Consider the following 15,625-nt stretch of genomic DNA (forward strand, 5'->3'; position numbering starts at 1 on the left):
CGGCATAGTAGGAGAGATCTTGGTGTGCCGGAGAAAGAAGAGGATCCCGAGGGCTGAGTTCCATGTGGCTTGACGGGATGGAGATCCCCGGGTGGCTGCGGCCGTGGGTCGGCTGGGTGGTGGGCTCGGATTGGCCGCAGGCCGACGAGCGGGCGCTGTTCCGGATGGCCGACGCGTTGGTGCGGGCCGCGCGGCGGATCGTGGCCACGGCCGACGGGTCGGGACAGTGGCTGACCGGCGGGGTGCGGGGGGAGTGGGACGGCGGCGCGCTGAAGGCGTTCGTGAAACGGGTGGGAGAGGTCGTCGGGGGGCGGCAGGCCGATCTCGTGGAACAGCTGGTCACCATGGCCATCGGGCTGAACGACCTGGGTGTGCAGGTGCAGTACACCAAGCGGATGATCAAGCTGACCGTGCTGCTGTTCGTGGTGCAGATGTTGTGGCTGACATGGGCGCTGCTGCATCCCGCCGGCCGGCTGACGGTACGGGGGCTGTTCAAGGCACGGGCGCAGGTGGCGCGGTGGACGGTCCGGCAGTTCGGGCAGCGCCTGGCGGTCAACGTGGCCTGCTTCGGGCTCCTGATGGGCACTATGGACCTGTACGTGCAGGGGACCCAGTCGCGGCGCGACGCCATCGACTGGAAGCAGGTCGGCACGTCGGCGGGGATGGGGGCGCTGAACGGCGGGTTGCTCACGGGGCTGGCGTGGGCGCTCCCCACGCGGTCGTTGTGGATGTTGATGGGGCACACGGGGGTGGCGTCCGCGGGTGCGACGGTGGCGGGTGCGTTGCTGAGCGGTCAGCCGGTCAGCTTGAAGGTGGTGGCCGAGGCGTTCACCTCGGGTGTGGTCAGTGTCGCGGACGGCCATCTGGCGAGCTGGAGTCCGCACGGTCCCCGCGCCGACGGTGGCGGGGCGGCCCGGCCCGATGCCGAACGGCCGGCCCGCATCGGGGACGATGATCCCCGGCCGCAGGAGCCGGCGCCCGCACCTGAGGGGCCCGGACCGCACGTGGCGCGGGGTGCGGACGCGCCCCACACCGACCTCGCCCAGGTACGCGAGGGCACCGACGGCCGCCGCATCGACCAGCTGATCAACCGGGGCGGAGATGCGCACGTGCTTCGAGCGTCCCAGGAGACGGCTCGGCCGCACCCGGAAGCCGCGCACGCCCCCGGCTCTCGGCCGGTCGCCGACGCGCTGGTGCACCACTTCGGCCGGAACGGTGGCGAACCGAACGGTCAGAACCACGTCGGACGGGACACCGAGGTGGCGGGCACCGTCTACCGGAGGGTCGACTTCCCGGTCAGGGACATGCGGCCGGGCGCCGAGTTCACGCTGCCCGACACGGTGCTCAACACGCGGTCGTACACCGCCGATCACCTCGCCCCCACGGAGATCGTCACCTACTCCAGAACGGGCCGGGACCTCGGCGACGGCCAGGTGGCCCAGGCGCCGGGCACCAGGATGCGGGTCCTCGGCGCGCACGAGGGCGCCTACATCGCGCCGGACGGCCAGGCCGGGACCAGGCTCTACCTGGTCGAGGTCGGGAACGAACCGTTACCCGTACACCCGGCGCCGCACCTCGAACCGCGGCACGCGGAGATGATCAGCCGCTTCCGGGAGGAGGTCGCGGCGGGCGTGTGGTACCGCGACCGAGGGTCCATGTCGATGCCCACCGCCGACCCGCGGCTGCTGCGGCCCACCTCCGGCATCATCGACGTCGGCGTCGCCGCGGACGGCACCCACTTCCTCATCGGCGAGCACCGGCTGACCGCCGGCGATCTCGGCACCATGCTCGTGCACGACCCCCGGCTGATCGCCGCGCCCGACGCGGCCCTGCGGGTGCTCGGCTGCGAGACCGCCGCCAACCACGGCCTGTTGCAGGAGCTGGCCAACACCACCGGCCGCGAGGTGATCGCGGGCGACAGGTACGTCTACATCGGCGCCGACCGGCAGGCGCACACCGCGAACATCCAGGGCTACACGGCCGACGGCCGCCCGATGCTCCCCCACCGGGGTGACGGCGCCTGGCACATCGCCGTGCCGGAGGCCCGGGTCGAACGGCCGGCGGTGGCCGCCGAGGTGAAGCCGCCGAGGGCGGGCGTACCGGCGGCTCCCGAGTCACTGCGCGCGGCGATCGACGCGGAGGAGGCGACCCACGTCCCCATCCGAGGGGGATCCGATGGGAAAGTCGACATCATCACGCTGGACGACGTGCCGCAGGCCATCAGGAAGGAGATGCACGGCAGGGTGGAGCGCCCGGCGCGCATCGAGGTGGTGGTCTCCCAGGTGGGGCAGGCGATCGGGGCCAACGTGGCCCGCGTCATGCTGGATCCCTATGCCAAGGGCGCCGTGCTCGCCGATTTCATCGACGCCTCGGGCGCCCACGAGGTGGCCCACGTTCTGTCCGGCTTCAAGGGCAGGCGGGACGCGATCCTCATCGGCCTGCTCGACGTGCTGACGGCGAACTCCGACCGGGCCGCCCGCAACCTGATGCTGACCGACGACGGCCGGTTCTTCGCCATCGACCACGCGCGCTCGTTCGACGGCGACCGGATCACCATGCACCGGGACCAGCCGTTCGCCTCGAACTTCATCCGGCGGCGGCCCGACGGCCTGTTCGGCTGGGTCGACAACCCGCTCACCAGGCAGGACGTCGACCTCATCACCGAACGCCTGCAGGCGCTGCGGCCCGAGTTCGAACGGCACGGCCTGCACGCCGAGTACGAGGTCATGATGGACCGCCTCTACCAGGTGGCCGACCACGCGACAGGGCGCACCCCGCTCATCGCCGTCGACGCCGGCCCGGGCGTCCGGCTGGAGCACCACTTCGGCTGGGACTTCGACGCCTTCCAGAGGGCCTACGATGAGGCCGTCCACCGCCTCGAACAGGGCGAGGACCCCGGCATGATCGTGCCGTACATGACCGCCGACGCGATCGGTGTGCCGCGCGCGTTCGGGGTGGAGCTGGAGTTCGCCCTGCCGGGCAGGCCACCGGAAACCTGGCGCGCCGTGGTGGACGAGATCGCCCGTGAGCTGCACGAGAAGGGGCTGGCCGACGACTCGACGGTGTACGGCCACCACGGTTCGGACAAGGGCTACGACCAGGGCTGGCGGGTGGAGCTGGAGTTCAGCGACCATCTCGTGGCGGGTGAGGTGATCTCCCCGATCCTGCGCGACAGCCCGGAGACGTGGGCGAACCTGGCGACGGTCGTCGACGTCATCCGGTCCCATGGGGGCGAGATCACCACGTCCACCGGCGGCCACATCCACGTCGGAGTCGACTTCCGCACCTCGGTGGTCAGTCACGTACGCCTGCTGAAGCTCTACCACGCCTTCGAGGACGTCCTGTACCGGCTGGCGCAGGACCCGCGCAACCCGGACGGCCTGCACCGCGCCTACGACGAGTGCCTGCCGAACGCCGACGTCGACCTGTCGCGCGCCGATCTGGAGGAGGTACGTCTGCTGAACCACCGGGCGGCGGCCGTGAACTTCGGCTACGTCCGCGGCGGCAGGAGCGATCACGTCGAGTTCCGGCTGTGGGACGGGCACCTGGATCCCTCGATCATCCAGGCCAGGATCAAGCTCTCGGTGGCTCTGGCGGAGGCCGCCACTCGCGATCCGGGCGGTGCGCCGCCGATGGAGCGGCTCGGCCACCACTGGGACCAGGGCGAACGCACGCCGGAACAGGACTCCGCCTCCTTCCGCGACCTGGTCGAGACGCTGTTTCCACGGGAGGTCGACCGGCAGCAGCTCGCCGCGCTGTTCGCGATCACGCGTTGGCAGCCCTCCGACGACGTCATGCGCGCGATGGCGGGACAATTGACGCCGTGAGCCCACGCGTCAGGAACACCTCGGCCGCGCAGGCACCGCCGCCGCAGCCGCTCAAACAGGACGGCACGCCGTACGCCTACGAGCTGGTGCACGGATGGTGGCGCAGCTACAGCGACGACCCGGCCGAGCTGGTCGCCGACCTCATCGAGGGCTACACGGGCGAGCTGGAGCAGCGGGTGCGTCACGCGACCGAGGTGGAGGTACGCCTGCAGGCACGGCTGGCCATCGCGGGCGACCTCGACGCGTGCACGCCGGAGGAGCAGGCGGTCATCCTGGCCGACCGGGCCGAACCGCCTGTCCTGGAGCGCTGGACCGCGCCGGTGCCCCTGGTGCTCGTCACCGCCCACTACCAGCCGGCGGGGCCGCGGCCCAGGCCGGAGGGCGAGATCGTCTGGCTCGACCCGGCCGACGACCTCTCCCTGCTGCGCAGCCTGCACCAGGCGGGCGTCGTCCGGGTCAGCCGGAGCACATGACGGGCGTCAGGCCTTCAGCGTGCGCAGGGTCGGGTCGGAGATCACCAGGTCGGCGTGCGGGCGGGTGCCGTTGACCAGGTTCGCGTTGCGCTGGTCGGTGCCCATCACCCAGGCCACGGCCGCGTCATGCTCCTTGCCGAACCGCTCGTGGCGGGCCACGAGCCGCCGTACGCGCTCGTCCTCGTCGAGATCGCAGTACCAGACCTCGTCGAGCTCGGGCCGGACCCGGGCCCAGTCGCCGTCGTGGAGCAGCAGGTAGTTGCCCTCGGTGACGATGAGGCGGGCGGTGCGCGGGACCGGGATGCTGCCCGCGATCGGCTGTTCCAGGTCGCGTTCGAACGCGGGGGCGTAGATCACGTCGTCCTCGTCCTGGCGCAGGCGGCTCAGCAGCGCGGCGTATCCGGCGGCGTCGAAGGTGTCCGGGGCGCCCTTGCGGTCGCGCCGGCCGAGCCGCTCCAGCTCCACATCGGCGAGGTGGAAGCCGTCCATCGGCACGTGCGCCACCCAGTCGAGCGCGGGCCGGTCCTGTCGCAGCAGCTGGACCAGGTTCTCGGCGAGCGTGGACTTGCCGGCTCCGGGGCTGCCCGTGATGCCCAGGACCGCGCGGTGGCCGTCGCGTACGAGGGAGCGGGCTCGGGCCGCCAGATCGTGGAGGGTCATCATCGAGCCCGGCTCGCGTGGAGCTGGCCGGTGATGAAGCCGTGGGCGTGACGGGCCAGGTCCTCGCCGTCGGACCACAGGTTGCGCCAGATGGCCAGGTCGTTGGACAGCCCGCGCATCACCACGGCCGAGGAGAAGGACTCGAAGGTGATCGGTCCCTGGTAGCCGATGTCGGCCAGCGCGTGGAAGAACGAGGTGAAGTCCAGGTGGCCGGAGCCGAGGTAGCCCCGGTGGTTCTCGCCGATGTGGACGTAGCCGAGCCGGTCGCCGACGTCGTGCACCGGGCGTACGAGATCGTCCTCTTCGATGTTCATGTGGTAAGTGTCGAGGTGAATGAGGACGTTGTCCTCCCCGATGTCGTCGGCGAGCCGCAGCGCGTCGCGCGCGGTGTTGATGACGTTGGTCTCGTAGCGGTTGCAGATCTCCAGGCCGAGCGTCATGCCGCGCCCCCGCGCCTCCTGCGCCAGGCCGCGCAGCACCGTCACCACGTTGCGGCGGCCGGCGTCGGTGAGCGGGCGGTCGTACTTGCCCAGGGCGCTGTACAGGGCGCCGGTGAAGTGCGTACCGCCGAGCTCGTGGGTGACGACGAGCGAGTCGTGCAGCAGCTTCTCGCCACGCGCGACCACGTCGGCGTCGTCACTGGAGACGTCGGCGTCGAAGGCGAGGCCGCGCGAGCAGGCCACGCCGAGGCTCGCCGAGCGCAGGGCGTCGCGGGCGGCCGCGACGTCGAGGTTGGCGGAGTCGTGCAGGGACAGTTCGAGCAGGTCGAACCCGGCCTCCTTCGTCTTGCGGATCGCGTGCTCCACCGACGCGGGCGTGGTGTCACCGACCCAGACGAGGGCGTGCACGCCGATGGGGTTGGTCGTGGTGGTCATTGTGGTGCTTTCTACTTGGTGGTTCGGTACGGGGTTCACTGGCCGGTGGCGCCGGTGACGAGGGAGACGATCTCCTCGCCGGTGATCTCGGACGTACGGCGTCCGCCGACGCAGCGGCCGGCGCGCATCACCCAGACCTGGTCGCTCAGCCGCATGACCTGCGCGAAGTTGTGGCTGATGAGCAGCACCGTGTGCCCCTCGTCGCGCAGCCGCAGGATGAGCTCCTCGACCCGGGCCGTCTCCTGGACGCCGAGCGCGGCCGTCGGCTCGTCCATGATGACCAGCCGGGAGCTGAAGCCCGCCGCGCGGCAGATGGCGACGGCCTGGCGCTGCCCGCCGGACAGCCGACGGACGCGGGACTTCACCGCGGGGACGTTGACCGCGAGCGTGGAGACCATCTCCCGCGCGCGGGCCTGCATGGCCCGCCGGTCCAGGAACGCGATGGGACCGAACCCGCGGACGAGCTCGCGGTTGAGGAAGAGGTTCTGCCACACGGTGAGGTCCTCGACGAGCGCCAGGTTCTGGTGGACGGTCTCGATGCCCGCCGTACGGGCTTCGTCGGGGGAGTGGAAGTCGGCCTTCTCCCCCTCGAAGAGGATGTGGCCGCTGTCGGGCCGGTGGATCCCGGAGATGCAGCGCACCAGCGTGGACTTGCCCGCGCCGTTGTCGCCGACCAGCGCCGTGATCTCCCCTTGGCGCAGGGAGAGCGAGACGTCGGCGAGGGCGCGGACGTTGCCGAACGACAGGGACACGTTCTGGCAGTCGAGCAGGGTGTTCGTCATCGCTGGAACCTTGTCAGGAGCGCGGCCAGCACCACGACGATGCCGACGGCGAGAGGCTGGTAGAACTGCGAGACGCCGAGCAGCGTCAGCCCGTTGACCAGCGCGACGAGCAGGAGCGCGCCGATGACCGGGCCGATGATGCTGCCCCGCCCGCCGAACAGGCTCACCCCGCCGAGCACGACCGCGGCCACGGAGTTGAGCAGGAAGGAGGTGTTGGCGGCGGGCTCGGCCGCGCCGATCCGGGCCACCAGCAGGATGGCGCCGAGCCCGGCGAGCACGCCGGAGATCGTGTAGACGGCGATCTTGACGCGCTGGGTGCTGATCCCCATGGCCGTCGCGGACTCCGCCGCCCCGCCCGTGGCCAGCACGTGCGTGCCGAACCTGGTGTGGAACAGCAAAACGTGCCCCACCACCGCGACGACCGCCGCGATGATGAACGACCAGCCGAAGATCCCGATCCCGCCGGTCGACAGGCGGAGCAGCGCCGCGTCGATGATCGTCACAGGCTTGCCCTCGGACAGGATCAGCGCCAGCCCGGAGGCCGCGGAAAGGGTACCGAGCGTCACGATGAAGTCGGTGATCTTGCCTCGGGCGATGATCACCCCGTTGACCACGCCGACCAGGCCCGAGGCGACGATGGCCGCCAGGCACGACAGCGTCAGCCCCCAGCCCATCGCGTAGGCCTGGCCGAAGGCGACCGCGCCCAAGGTCATCGCGGAGGCGATCGACAGGTCGATGCCCGCCGTGGCGATGACGAACGTCTGGCCCACGCTCAGGATGATCAAAATGGCCGCGGCGACCAGCATCGAGGCGATGTTGCCGGCGCTGAGGAAGGTGGGGTTCAGCGCCTGGAAGACGATCACCAGGGCGATCAGCCCGACGAGGGCCGCCCACTCGGCCCAGAAGCCGACGTCCTTCAGGCGCGCGGTCCAGGCTTCGTGGTTGGGCGCGGCGATTGCGGTGTTTGCCATCTCTGTCCTACTGGATGAGGCTCTTGAACGGGTCGGTGTAGGTGCCGAACGGCTTGGGGGTGGCCGCCAGCGCCTTGTCCGCGTTGTCCTTGGTGACCAGCTCGACCGGGGACTTCACCTTGGCCGGCAGCGTCTTGCCCTTCGTGGCGGCCTGGCACGCCTCGACGCCCATCAGGCCCATCGCGTACGGGTACTGGGCGACGGTGCCGTCCAGCGTGCCGGCCTTGACCGCTTCGAGGGCGTCCTTGATGCCGTCGACGCTGATGACCTTGACCTGTCCCGCCTTGCCGGCGTTGGCGATGGCCCGCGCCACGCCGAGCCCCATGTCGTCGTTGGCGACGAAGAAGCCCCGCAGATCCGGCTTCGCGCGCATGACGTCGGTCGCGGCGGTGAGCGCGGTCTGGCGCTCCCAGTTGGCGGCGACGGTCTGGACGACCTTGAGATTGGGCCCGATGCCCTGCTGGAACCCCTCGACCCGGGCGCCGCTGGTGACGTCGCCCGCGATGCCGCCGATGACCGCTACGTCACCTGCGGGCACGAGCTCGCTCATCCGCTTCCCTGCCATCTTGCCGGCCTCGACGTTGTCCGTGCCGATGTAGGTGGCCAGCTTGACGTTGGCGCTGCCGGCCGCACCGGCGTCGACCGGGCTGTCGATGTTGACGATGGGCTTGTTCTGCGCGCCGATCTTGGCCAGGCCCTGGATGAGGTTGGTGCCGGTGATCGGGTTGACCACGAAGCAGGAGAAGGGCTGCCCGGCCAGGCCGTTGAGCTTGTCCGCCTGCCCGGTCGTGTCGGTGATGGAGGTGGCCGCCTGGACCGTGAGAGACAGGCCGCCCGCCTTGGCCTGGTCGTCCATGCCTTGCTTCATCGTCTGGAAGAAGGGGTTGTCCAGACCTTTGATCACCGCGGCGACGCTCGGGGCTTCGGCGGCGGCGCTCTTGCCGGACGGACCGGCGGACACGCTGGAGCCGCAGGCTCCCAGAGCCAGTGTCCCGGCCGCCAGTACGGCGGTGACCGTCGTCGCTCGCCTTCCATGCGAGGTCATGTGCATCGGATGCCCCTTTCGGCGTCAATGGGACGACCGTATGACTACTTCTGAACTCTGACAACCCATGTTTCGACTTTTTAAGTCGAAACATTCTTGACTTACGAGCGCTCCTGGTCGCCGATAGAGTGGGTTAATGGCCATAACCGGTGTGTCCGCGCTGCGGATGGGAGTCAGCTCGGGCGAGATCCTCAGCCTGTTCCGCGACATCCCCGACGGGCTCACCAAGGCCGACGTCATGCGGCATACCGGCCTGTCGCGCACCACGGTCAACCAGCGCCTCGACGGTCTCCTCACCGCCGGGCTGCTCATCCCCGCGCCCACGGAGGCGCGCACGGGCGGCCGGCCCGCCGGTCAGTTCGTCGTCAACCGCGACCGGGGCGTGCTGCTGGTGGCCGACGTGGGCGCCACCGGCCTGCGCACCGCCGTGTGCGACCTGGGCGGGGTGGTGCGGGCCGAGCGAGACGTCCGCGCCGAGGTGACCAGCGGTCCGGAGGCGATCCTCACGATCGTGTCCGAGCTGTTCGCCGAGCTACTGGACGAGCGCGGCCACCAGCCGGGCGACGTGCTCGGCATCGGCATCGACGTGCCCGGTCCCGTCGACTTCGCGAGCGGGCGGGTGGTCAGCCCGCCGATCATGACCGGCTGGGACCGCTTCGACATCCCGGGCTGGTTCACCGCCCGCTACAACTGCCCGGTGCTGGTCGACAAGGACGTCAACGCGATGGCCTTCGGCGAGCAGCGCCTGCGCTACCCCGACGTCCCGCACCTGCTCATGGTCAAGATCGGCACCGGTGTCGGCACCGGCCTCATCGCGGGCGGCCAGGTGCACCGGGGCGCCGACGGCGCGGCCGGCGACATCGGCCACATCCAGGTCGTGGTCGACGACGTGGCCGAACCGCCGCTCTGCCGGTGCGGCAACCTCGGCTGCGTGGAGGCCTACACCGGGGGCTGGGCGCTCGTGCGCGATCTCCAGGCGGCGGGCCACGACATCACCACCGTCGACGACGCCGTACGCCTGATCCGCTCAGGAGACCTGGCCGCGGTACGCCTGGCGCGGCGCGCCGCCCGCATCCTCGGCGGCGCCATCGCCGACACCGTCAACCTGTTCAACCCGCGCATCATCGCGATCGGCGGCCAGCTCGCGCACACCGACGAGCAGCTCTTCGCCGGCATCCGCGAGATCGTCTACCGGCGGTCACTGCCGCTGGCCACCCGCAATCTCCAGATCGTCCGCAGCGACCTCGACCCCAACGCGGGCATACTCGGGCTCGCGCAGCTCCTCGTGGACGGGATCTACGCTCCCCAGCGGGTTCAGGAGCTCGTCGATCGCGGTGCGGCGGGCGCTGAGATCATGCTGCCCGTCTCCGGGGGAGAATGAGACATGCGGAAATACGTGATCCTCGGCGTGCAGGGCAGCGGCAAGGGCACCCAGAGCACCCTGCTGGCCACCGACCTCGACCTCGTGCACATCAGCGTCGGCGACATCTTCCGCTGGCATGTCAAGGTCCACACCAAGCTCGGCGCCCAGGTCCGCCGCCTGGTCGCGGCCGGTGAGCTCGTGGGCGACGACCTGGTCGAGGACGTCGTCAGGGAGCGCCTCCAGCAGCACGACTGGAACTACGGCTTCATCATCGACGGCTTCCCGCGCAGCCGGCGGCAGGCGGAGTTCTTCCTGGAGAGCTACGACATCGACGGCGTGATCCACCTCGACCTGCCCGACGCGGAGGTGCGGCGCCGGGTGCTGGCCAGGCGGCTGTGCTCGCGCTGCGGCATGGACTACAACCTGATCGCCCACCGGCCCGCGACCGAGGGCAGGTGCGACGTGTGCGGCGGCGAGCTCGTCACCCGCGAGGACGACGCCCCGGACGCGCTCGCCACGCGGCTGCGCGAATACCACGACAAGATCGACCCCGTCGTGGAGCTGTTCCGCGGCAAGGAGTACGTCGTGTCGGTCGACGCCCGCGACGACAAGGCCACTGTCCAGCGCAACATCCGCGACCGCCTCAACCTGCCGCCGTACGCCCCGGAGAAGGCGGCCTCGTAAAGGCGGCATCGTAACGGTGGACTCAGGGCGCGGCGTCGCGGCCGAGTAGCTGCCGGGCGACCACCAGCTTGGTGATCTGGGCGGTGCCGTCGGCGATCTGCAGCGCGATCACGTCGCGCAGCCGCTGGGCCTGCCGCAGCTCCTCCGAGTAGCCGGCCTGCCCGAACGTGAGCAGCGCCTGCTGGACGGCGTCCGCGGCCATCCTCGGCACCCACCACTTGACCATGTTCGCCTCGGTCGTGTGCGGGAGTCCCTGGTCCTTGCGCCACAGCGCCTCGTAGCAGAGCGCCCTGCCCGCCCGCAGCTGCGTGGCGTACTCCACCAGGGGGAAGCTGAGCCCCTGGAAGGCGCCGAGCGGGCGGCCGAAGGCGGTGCGGGTGCGCGCCCGCTCCAGCGCGTCGTCGATCGCCGCCTGCGCGGTGCCCGTCGCCATCAACGCGATCAGCGCCCGCGAGTAGTCGAAGCCCCGCATGACCTGGACGAAGCCGAGGCCCTCGCCGCCCACGATCGTCTCGGGCCCGGTGGTCAGGCCGTCGAAGGTCAGGTGGGCGCGGCCCACTGCGCGGTTGCCGAGGTCGGTGAACTCCTCCCGCTTCGCCGCGGCCAGGTCGGTGAGGAAGGCGGTGACGCCGCGGGCGCCAGGACCGCCCGTCCTGGCGAAGACCAGGCCGTGCGTGGCGGTCATGCCGAGCATGATCGAGGTCTTCTCGCCGTGCAGCAGCCAGGCTCCGTCCTGGAGAGTGGCGCGGAACTCGATGGCGGCGGCGTCCGAGCCGTGCTCGGGCTCCGTCAGGCAGATGGCCGGGATCAGCTCACCCGAGGCCAGGGCGGGCAGCCAGTCTCCCCGTTGCTCCGGTGAGGCGTTGGCCTGCAGGATGTCGGCCACGAGCGCGGCGTTGAGCACCAGGTAGCAGCTGTTCACGTCGGCGCGGGCGAGCTCTTCGAGCACCAGGCCGGTGGTCACGGCGTCGGCGCCCGCGCCGCCGTACTCCTTACGGACGCGCAGGCCGAGCAGCCCCATGCGGGCCAGCTCGCCGGGCAGCTCGGGGCGCATGGCCGCGGCCCGATCGTCGGACTGGTAGTGCGGGGCGAGGCGCTCGGCCGCGAAGTCGCGCACCCGGGCGCGCAGCCGCTCCTGCTCGTCGTCGAACGCGAAGTCCATGCTCAGCCCATCCGTTCGCGCAGCTCGAACTTCTGTACCTTGCCCGACGCCGTCTTCGGCAGCTCGGCGACGACAGCCAGGCGTTCCGGCCAGAACTGCCGGGCCATGCCGAGTCCTTCCAGATGCAGCTGTACGTCGGTGAGTGACGGCGGCTCCCCGTCCGGGACGACGAAGGCGCACGCCCGCTCGCCGAGACGTTCATCGGGGTAGGCCACCAGCGCGGCCTCCTTGATCCGCGGGTGCCGCCAGAGTGCGGCCTCCACCTCGACCACGGGGATCTTCTCCCCACCCCTGACGATCAGGTCCTTGGCCCGGCCGGTGATCCGGATGCCGCCCTCGCCGTCATCCCTGGCCAGGTCGCCCGTGTCGAACCAGCCGTCGCCGGTGAGAGCTTCGGCGTACAGATCGGGGCGTTTCCAGTAGCCCACGCACTGGTTCGCGCCGCGTACCTGAAGGCGGTCGCCGGCGATCCGGACCTGCATCCAGGGGGCGGGGCGGCCGTCGGAGCGCGCGGCGAGATCCGGCGGGTCCTCGGGGCGGGTGATCGTGACCGTGGCGTTCTCCGTCATGCCCCACAGCGCGTACATGCGCACGCCCAGCACCTCGCCCGCCTCCTCAACGACCTTCGGCGGGATCGGCGACCCGCCGCACGCGAAGGAGTCGAGGGTCCGCAGGTCCCGGGGCCGGGCCCGCTGCGCGGCGATGGCGTCGACCACGAACGTGGTGGCGCCCATGCCGAAGTTGACGCCCTCCGACTCGACCAGGCCGAGCATGACGTCCGGGTCCCACACGTCCTGGAACACCGCCCGGCCGCCGAGCTGGAGCGGCATCAGGAAGCAGTAGAGGTACCCGGCCTGGTGGGTGAGCGGCGAGCCCATGTGGACGACCAGATCCTCATCCAGCCCGAGAGCCTCCGCCTCGGTGCGGATGCCGGCGTACAGCGTGTTGTGGGTGTGCATGACGCCCTTGGGCTCGCCCGTCGTGCCCGAGGTGAACATCACCTGGGCCAGGTCGTCGGGGCCCGCCTCCGGCCGGCCGAGCCGGACGTCGCCGCCGGACATGAAGACGTCGTCGAAGTCGAGCGGGCCGCCGCCGATGGTCACCGCGTGCCGCAGCGTCGGCACCTCCTTGGCGATCTCGGCGAGCATCCCGGCGTGGTCGAAGCCGCGGAACGACGCGGGCGCGACGCAGACCTTCGCTTCCGTACGTTCCAGCATGAAGCCGACCTCGCGTTTGCGGAGGATCGGGATGATGGGGTTGACCGCCGCGCCGACCCGCATGCAGGCCAGCGCGAGCGGCGGGAACTGCCACCAGTTCGGCAGCTGGAGCGCGACCACGTCACCCGGGCCGACGCCCAGCTCGGTCAGGGCCCCGGCGAACCGCTCCACGAGTCGCGATAAATCCGCGTACGTCAGCTTGACCAGGTCGGAGGCGCCCGCCTGGTGCGCCGTGATCGCGACGCGGCCCGGTGAGCGCTCCACGGCCCGCCGGAGGTCGTCCAGGGGCGTGCCGTCCCGCCACCAGCCTTCCCGGTAGCAGTGCTCGGCGTCGCTTCGCCACTCCATGGGTGCTCCTGCTCCTATCGGCTGTTCAGGTGGTAGCCGTACCTGCCCATGAGCGGCAGTGCGGCGAAGGTGCTGAGCGCGACACTCGAAGCCGGCAGGGCGGTGCGCCAGGCGTCGTCGGGCCTGATGGCCACGGGCCCGGTGCGCAACCGGTCGGGATTGCCGGTGACGGTGTGGTTGACGCCGAGCCGGGCGGTGTTCCCGTCGATCACCGGGCCGGGGGAGGGTAGACCCGCCCACGCCATGACCTGGCCGATCGTCTCGGCGGGCCGCGCAGCGAAGTCCTCGTACCTGAGCCTGAGGCACCTGCCGGGGTAGGCGCGCGCGATCCACTCCGACGCGGCGTTGAAGCAGGTCCAGTACGCGCTGCTGCGCAGGGGGCTCATGGCCGGGATGTAGCCCTTGGCGCGGTGCCACGAGTAGGCGGTCGCCCTGGGGTCGCGCACCATGTGCAGCACCTGGGGCCGCAGGTCGGGCAGGCCCATGAGGTGGGCCGCCTCGGCGGGGAACTTGGAGGTGTCGACGATCACCTCGGCGCCCAGCGCCGCGCCGATCGCGGTATAGAGGCGCCGCTTGACCTCGCTGATGCGCCGCACGTCGCGCGGCGGCCGGGCCATGCCCCGTGCCTCGCGCAGCCGCTCCTGGGTGAAGCGGGTGCGCAGGCGGGCGTTGTGCAGGCCGATCATCTCCGTCGCGAGGGTGTGACCGTCCAGCTCACGCAGCACCCGCCGCCACACGTCGCAGTCCTGTAGGTCCTTACCGCAGCCGCAGGTGCTGTTGGTGCCGGTGCCGAGCACGCCGTTGGACCACAGGTAGTTGAGCTCGCCCACGTGCGCGACGCCCGGCAGCTCGTTGAGCAGGTTGCCGAGCAGCGTACTGCCCGATCTGCACCAGCCCGTGACGTAGAGCACTCGCGGCGCTGTGGGCGTCATCGGCTCGCGGTCCGTCCGGCGACGGCGCTCTCACTGCTTGGCTTTGTGGCGGCGGGCTTTGTGGCGGGTGCTCTTCCGGCGGCGGCTTTTCTGACGGCGGTCACCAGACGGTCGCAGTCGGCCAGGTCCAGGTTCGCCGAGAGCGGGATGTCGATCGCCTCGCTGACATAGCGCGCCGACGTCGGAAAGAGGCTCCGCGCGGCCTCCGGGTTGTCGCCGAGCAGGAAGCGCCAGTTCCAGAAGGCGCGTACGTTGACGTCGTCGCGGTCGCCGAGCGCGCGGGCGTCGACCCCCTCGGCCGCGACGGCCTCGGCGAACGCGACGCACTCCCGCGGCGTGGCCCCCGGCAGCCGGAAGACCAGCGCCTCGCCGAGGTAAGCGCCCGGCGCCACCGGCTGCCGCAGCGCGATCCCGTCCAGGTCCGCCAGCCGCTCGGCCACGTAGTCGTAGTTGCGGCGATGGGCGGCCAGCCGGTCGGGCAGCCGCTGGAGCAGGGCTCCGGCCAGCGCCGCCCTGATCTCGTCCATGCGGAAGCTGAAGATGGGGTACGCGCGGTCGTCGACGTCGGGGACCTTGCCGGGGAAGTGGCGGGCCATCCGGCCTTCGTAGGCGCCGCTGTAGACCACCGCGCGGGCGTACGCCTCGGGGTCGTCCGTGAGCAGGAACCCGCCTTCGCCGGTGTTGAGCGACTTGTCGGACTGGGTGCTGAAGGCGCCGAAGTGGCCGAACGTACCCAGGTAGCGGCCGTCGAGCCGCGCGCCGAGGGCGGGCACCGCGTCCTCGACCACCAACGCGCCGTACTCCTCCGCCAGTCGGCATATTTCCGGCATGTCGCTGGCGAATCCGCGCATGTGCACCACCACGACCGCCTTGGCGCCCTCGTCGAACACCCGGCGCAGGTCGCGCACGTCCAGGTGCAGGTTCTCGTCGCACTCCACGAGCACCGGCCGGTGCCCGGCGAGCAGGATCGCGCTCGGCGTGGCCGCGAAGGTGAACGCGGGGCAGGCGATCGGCGAGCCGGCGGGCAGCTGGAGCGCGAGCAGGCTCAGGGTGATCGCGGTGGTGCCGCTGGCGCAGGCCAGCGCGTGCCCGGCGCCGAACACCTCGCACAGCCGTCGTTCGAAGAGCCCGGTAAATGTCTCCTCGTGCGGTCGGAAATCGTAACGGAAGAACAACCGGGCGCGCAGCGCCTCGATCGCCGCGGCGATGTCCTCCGGGCTGAGGAAGACATCTCCCTTGTCATAAGTGGGCCAGGTGGTCAGGGGTGGATTCACCGGTCCCTCGAA

General features: G+C 71.0%; 13 protein-coding genes. 4 read left to right on the forward strand and 9 right to left on the reverse strand.

Annotated elements, in window-relative coordinates:
* Nucleotides 1–77: 77 nt before the first annotated feature.
* Both ACGFJ2_RS02170 and ACGFJ2_RS02175 read left to right on the forward strand, forming a co-directional pair.
* Nucleotides 78–3,827: an amidoligase family protein gene (locus ACGFJ2_RS02170; RefSeq protein ID WP_393463689.1), complete on the forward strand. Its 3,750-nt coding sequence runs from the start codon at nt 78–80 to the stop codon at nt 3,825–3,827.
* The gene (locus ACGFJ2_RS02175) at nt 3,824–4,300 is read left to right on the forward strand and encodes a hypothetical protein (protein ID WP_393463692.1); all 477 of its coding nucleotides are present in this window, start codon (nt 3,824–3,826) and stop codon (nt 4,298–4,300) included. The genes ACGFJ2_RS02170 and ACGFJ2_RS02175 overlap by 4 nt, the downstream gene beginning before the upstream one ends.
* 6 nt (nt 4,301–4,306) lie before the next feature.
* Here ACGFJ2_RS02175 and ACGFJ2_RS02180 read toward each other — a convergent pair whose 3' ends face one another.
* The 5 genes from ACGFJ2_RS02180 to ACGFJ2_RS02200 are packed head-to-tail and all read right to left on the reverse strand — an operon-like array spanning nt 4,307 to nt 8,639.
* Complete coding sequence (locus tag ACGFJ2_RS02180) at nt 4,307–4,963, reverse strand: nucleoside/nucleotide kinase family protein (protein WP_393463695.1); 657 nt, start codon at nt 4,961–4,963, stop codon at nt 4,307–4,309.
* The gene (locus ACGFJ2_RS02185) at nt 4,960–5,835 is read right to left on the reverse strand and encodes a sugar phosphate isomerase/epimerase (RefSeq protein WP_357960360.1); all 876 of its coding nucleotides are present in this window, start codon (nt 5,833–5,835) and stop codon (nt 4,960–4,962) included. Before ACGFJ2_RS02185 ends, ACGFJ2_RS02180 begins: the two co-directional genes overlap by 4 nt.
* Before the next feature lie 35 nt (nt 5,836–5,870).
* Nucleotides 5,871–6,617 (reverse strand): ATP-binding cassette domain-containing protein, encoded by a 747-nt coding sequence (locus tag ACGFJ2_RS02190; RefSeq protein ID WP_357960358.1) that lies wholly within the window; start codon nt 6,615–6,617, stop codon nt 5,871–5,873.
* The gene (locus tag ACGFJ2_RS02195; protein ID WP_357960355.1) at nt 6,614–7,588 is read right to left on the reverse strand and encodes an ABC transporter permease; all 975 of its coding nucleotides are present in this window, start codon (nt 7,586–7,588) and stop codon (nt 6,614–6,616) included. The genes ACGFJ2_RS02190 and ACGFJ2_RS02195 overlap by 4 nt, the downstream gene beginning before the upstream one ends.
* 7 nt (nt 7,589–7,595) lie before the next feature.
* On the reverse strand, nt 7,596–8,639 hold the full coding sequence (locus ACGFJ2_RS02200; RefSeq protein ID WP_393463700.1) for a substrate-binding domain-containing protein: 1,044 nt from the start codon (nt 8,637–8,639) through the stop codon (nt 7,596–7,598).
* A 130-nt stretch (nt 8,640–8,769) separates the two neighbouring features.
* Here ACGFJ2_RS02200 and ACGFJ2_RS02205 point away from each other — a divergent pair, with 130 nt between their 5' ends.
* Nucleotides 8,770–10,014, forward strand: coding sequence for an ROK family protein (locus ACGFJ2_RS02205; RefSeq protein WP_393463703.1), 1,245 nt, complete (start codon nt 8,770–8,772; stop codon nt 10,012–10,014).
* Between the two features lie 3 nt (nt 10,015–10,017).
* Nucleotides 10,018–10,680, forward strand: a complete 663-nt coding sequence (locus tag ACGFJ2_RS02210; RefSeq protein ID WP_393463706.1) for an adenylate kinase family protein — start codon at nt 10,018–10,020, stop codon at nt 10,678–10,680.
* Between the two features lie 22 nt (nt 10,681–10,702).
* Here the strand turns inward: ACGFJ2_RS02210 and ACGFJ2_RS02215 are convergent, their stop codons facing one another.
* From ACGFJ2_RS02215 to ACGFJ2_RS02230, 4 genes are read right to left on the reverse strand one after another with little or no spacing between them, the layout of a single operon-like run.
* Nucleotides 10,703–11,842, reverse strand: coding sequence for an acyl-CoA dehydrogenase family protein (locus tag ACGFJ2_RS02215; RefSeq protein ID WP_393463709.1), 1,140 nt, complete (start codon nt 11,840–11,842; stop codon nt 10,703–10,705).
* A gap of 2 nt (nt 11,843–11,844) precedes the next feature.
* Complete coding sequence (locus ACGFJ2_RS02220; protein ID WP_393463712.1) at nt 11,845–13,407, reverse strand: AMP-binding protein; 1,563 nt, start codon at nt 13,405–13,407, stop codon at nt 11,845–11,847.
* Between the two features lie 14 nt (nt 13,408–13,421).
* A complete protein-coding gene (locus ACGFJ2_RS02225; RefSeq protein ID WP_393463715.1) occupies nt 13,422–14,339 on the reverse strand; it encodes a sulfotransferase in 918 nt (305 codons plus the stop codon).
* Nucleotides 14,336–15,613 (reverse strand): DegT/DnrJ/EryC1/StrS family aminotransferase, encoded by a 1,278-nt coding sequence (locus ACGFJ2_RS02230; RefSeq protein WP_393463718.1) that lies wholly within the window; start codon nt 15,611–15,613, stop codon nt 14,336–14,338. The genes ACGFJ2_RS02225 and ACGFJ2_RS02230 overlap by 4 nt, the downstream gene beginning before the upstream one ends.
* Nucleotides 15,614–15,625 lie beyond the last annotated feature (12 nt).

The sequence above is a fragment of the Nonomuraea sp. NPDC049028 genome (assembly GCF_043197735.1).
Lineage (GTDB): Bacteria > Actinomycetota > Actinomycetes > Streptosporangiales > Streptosporangiaceae > Nonomuraea.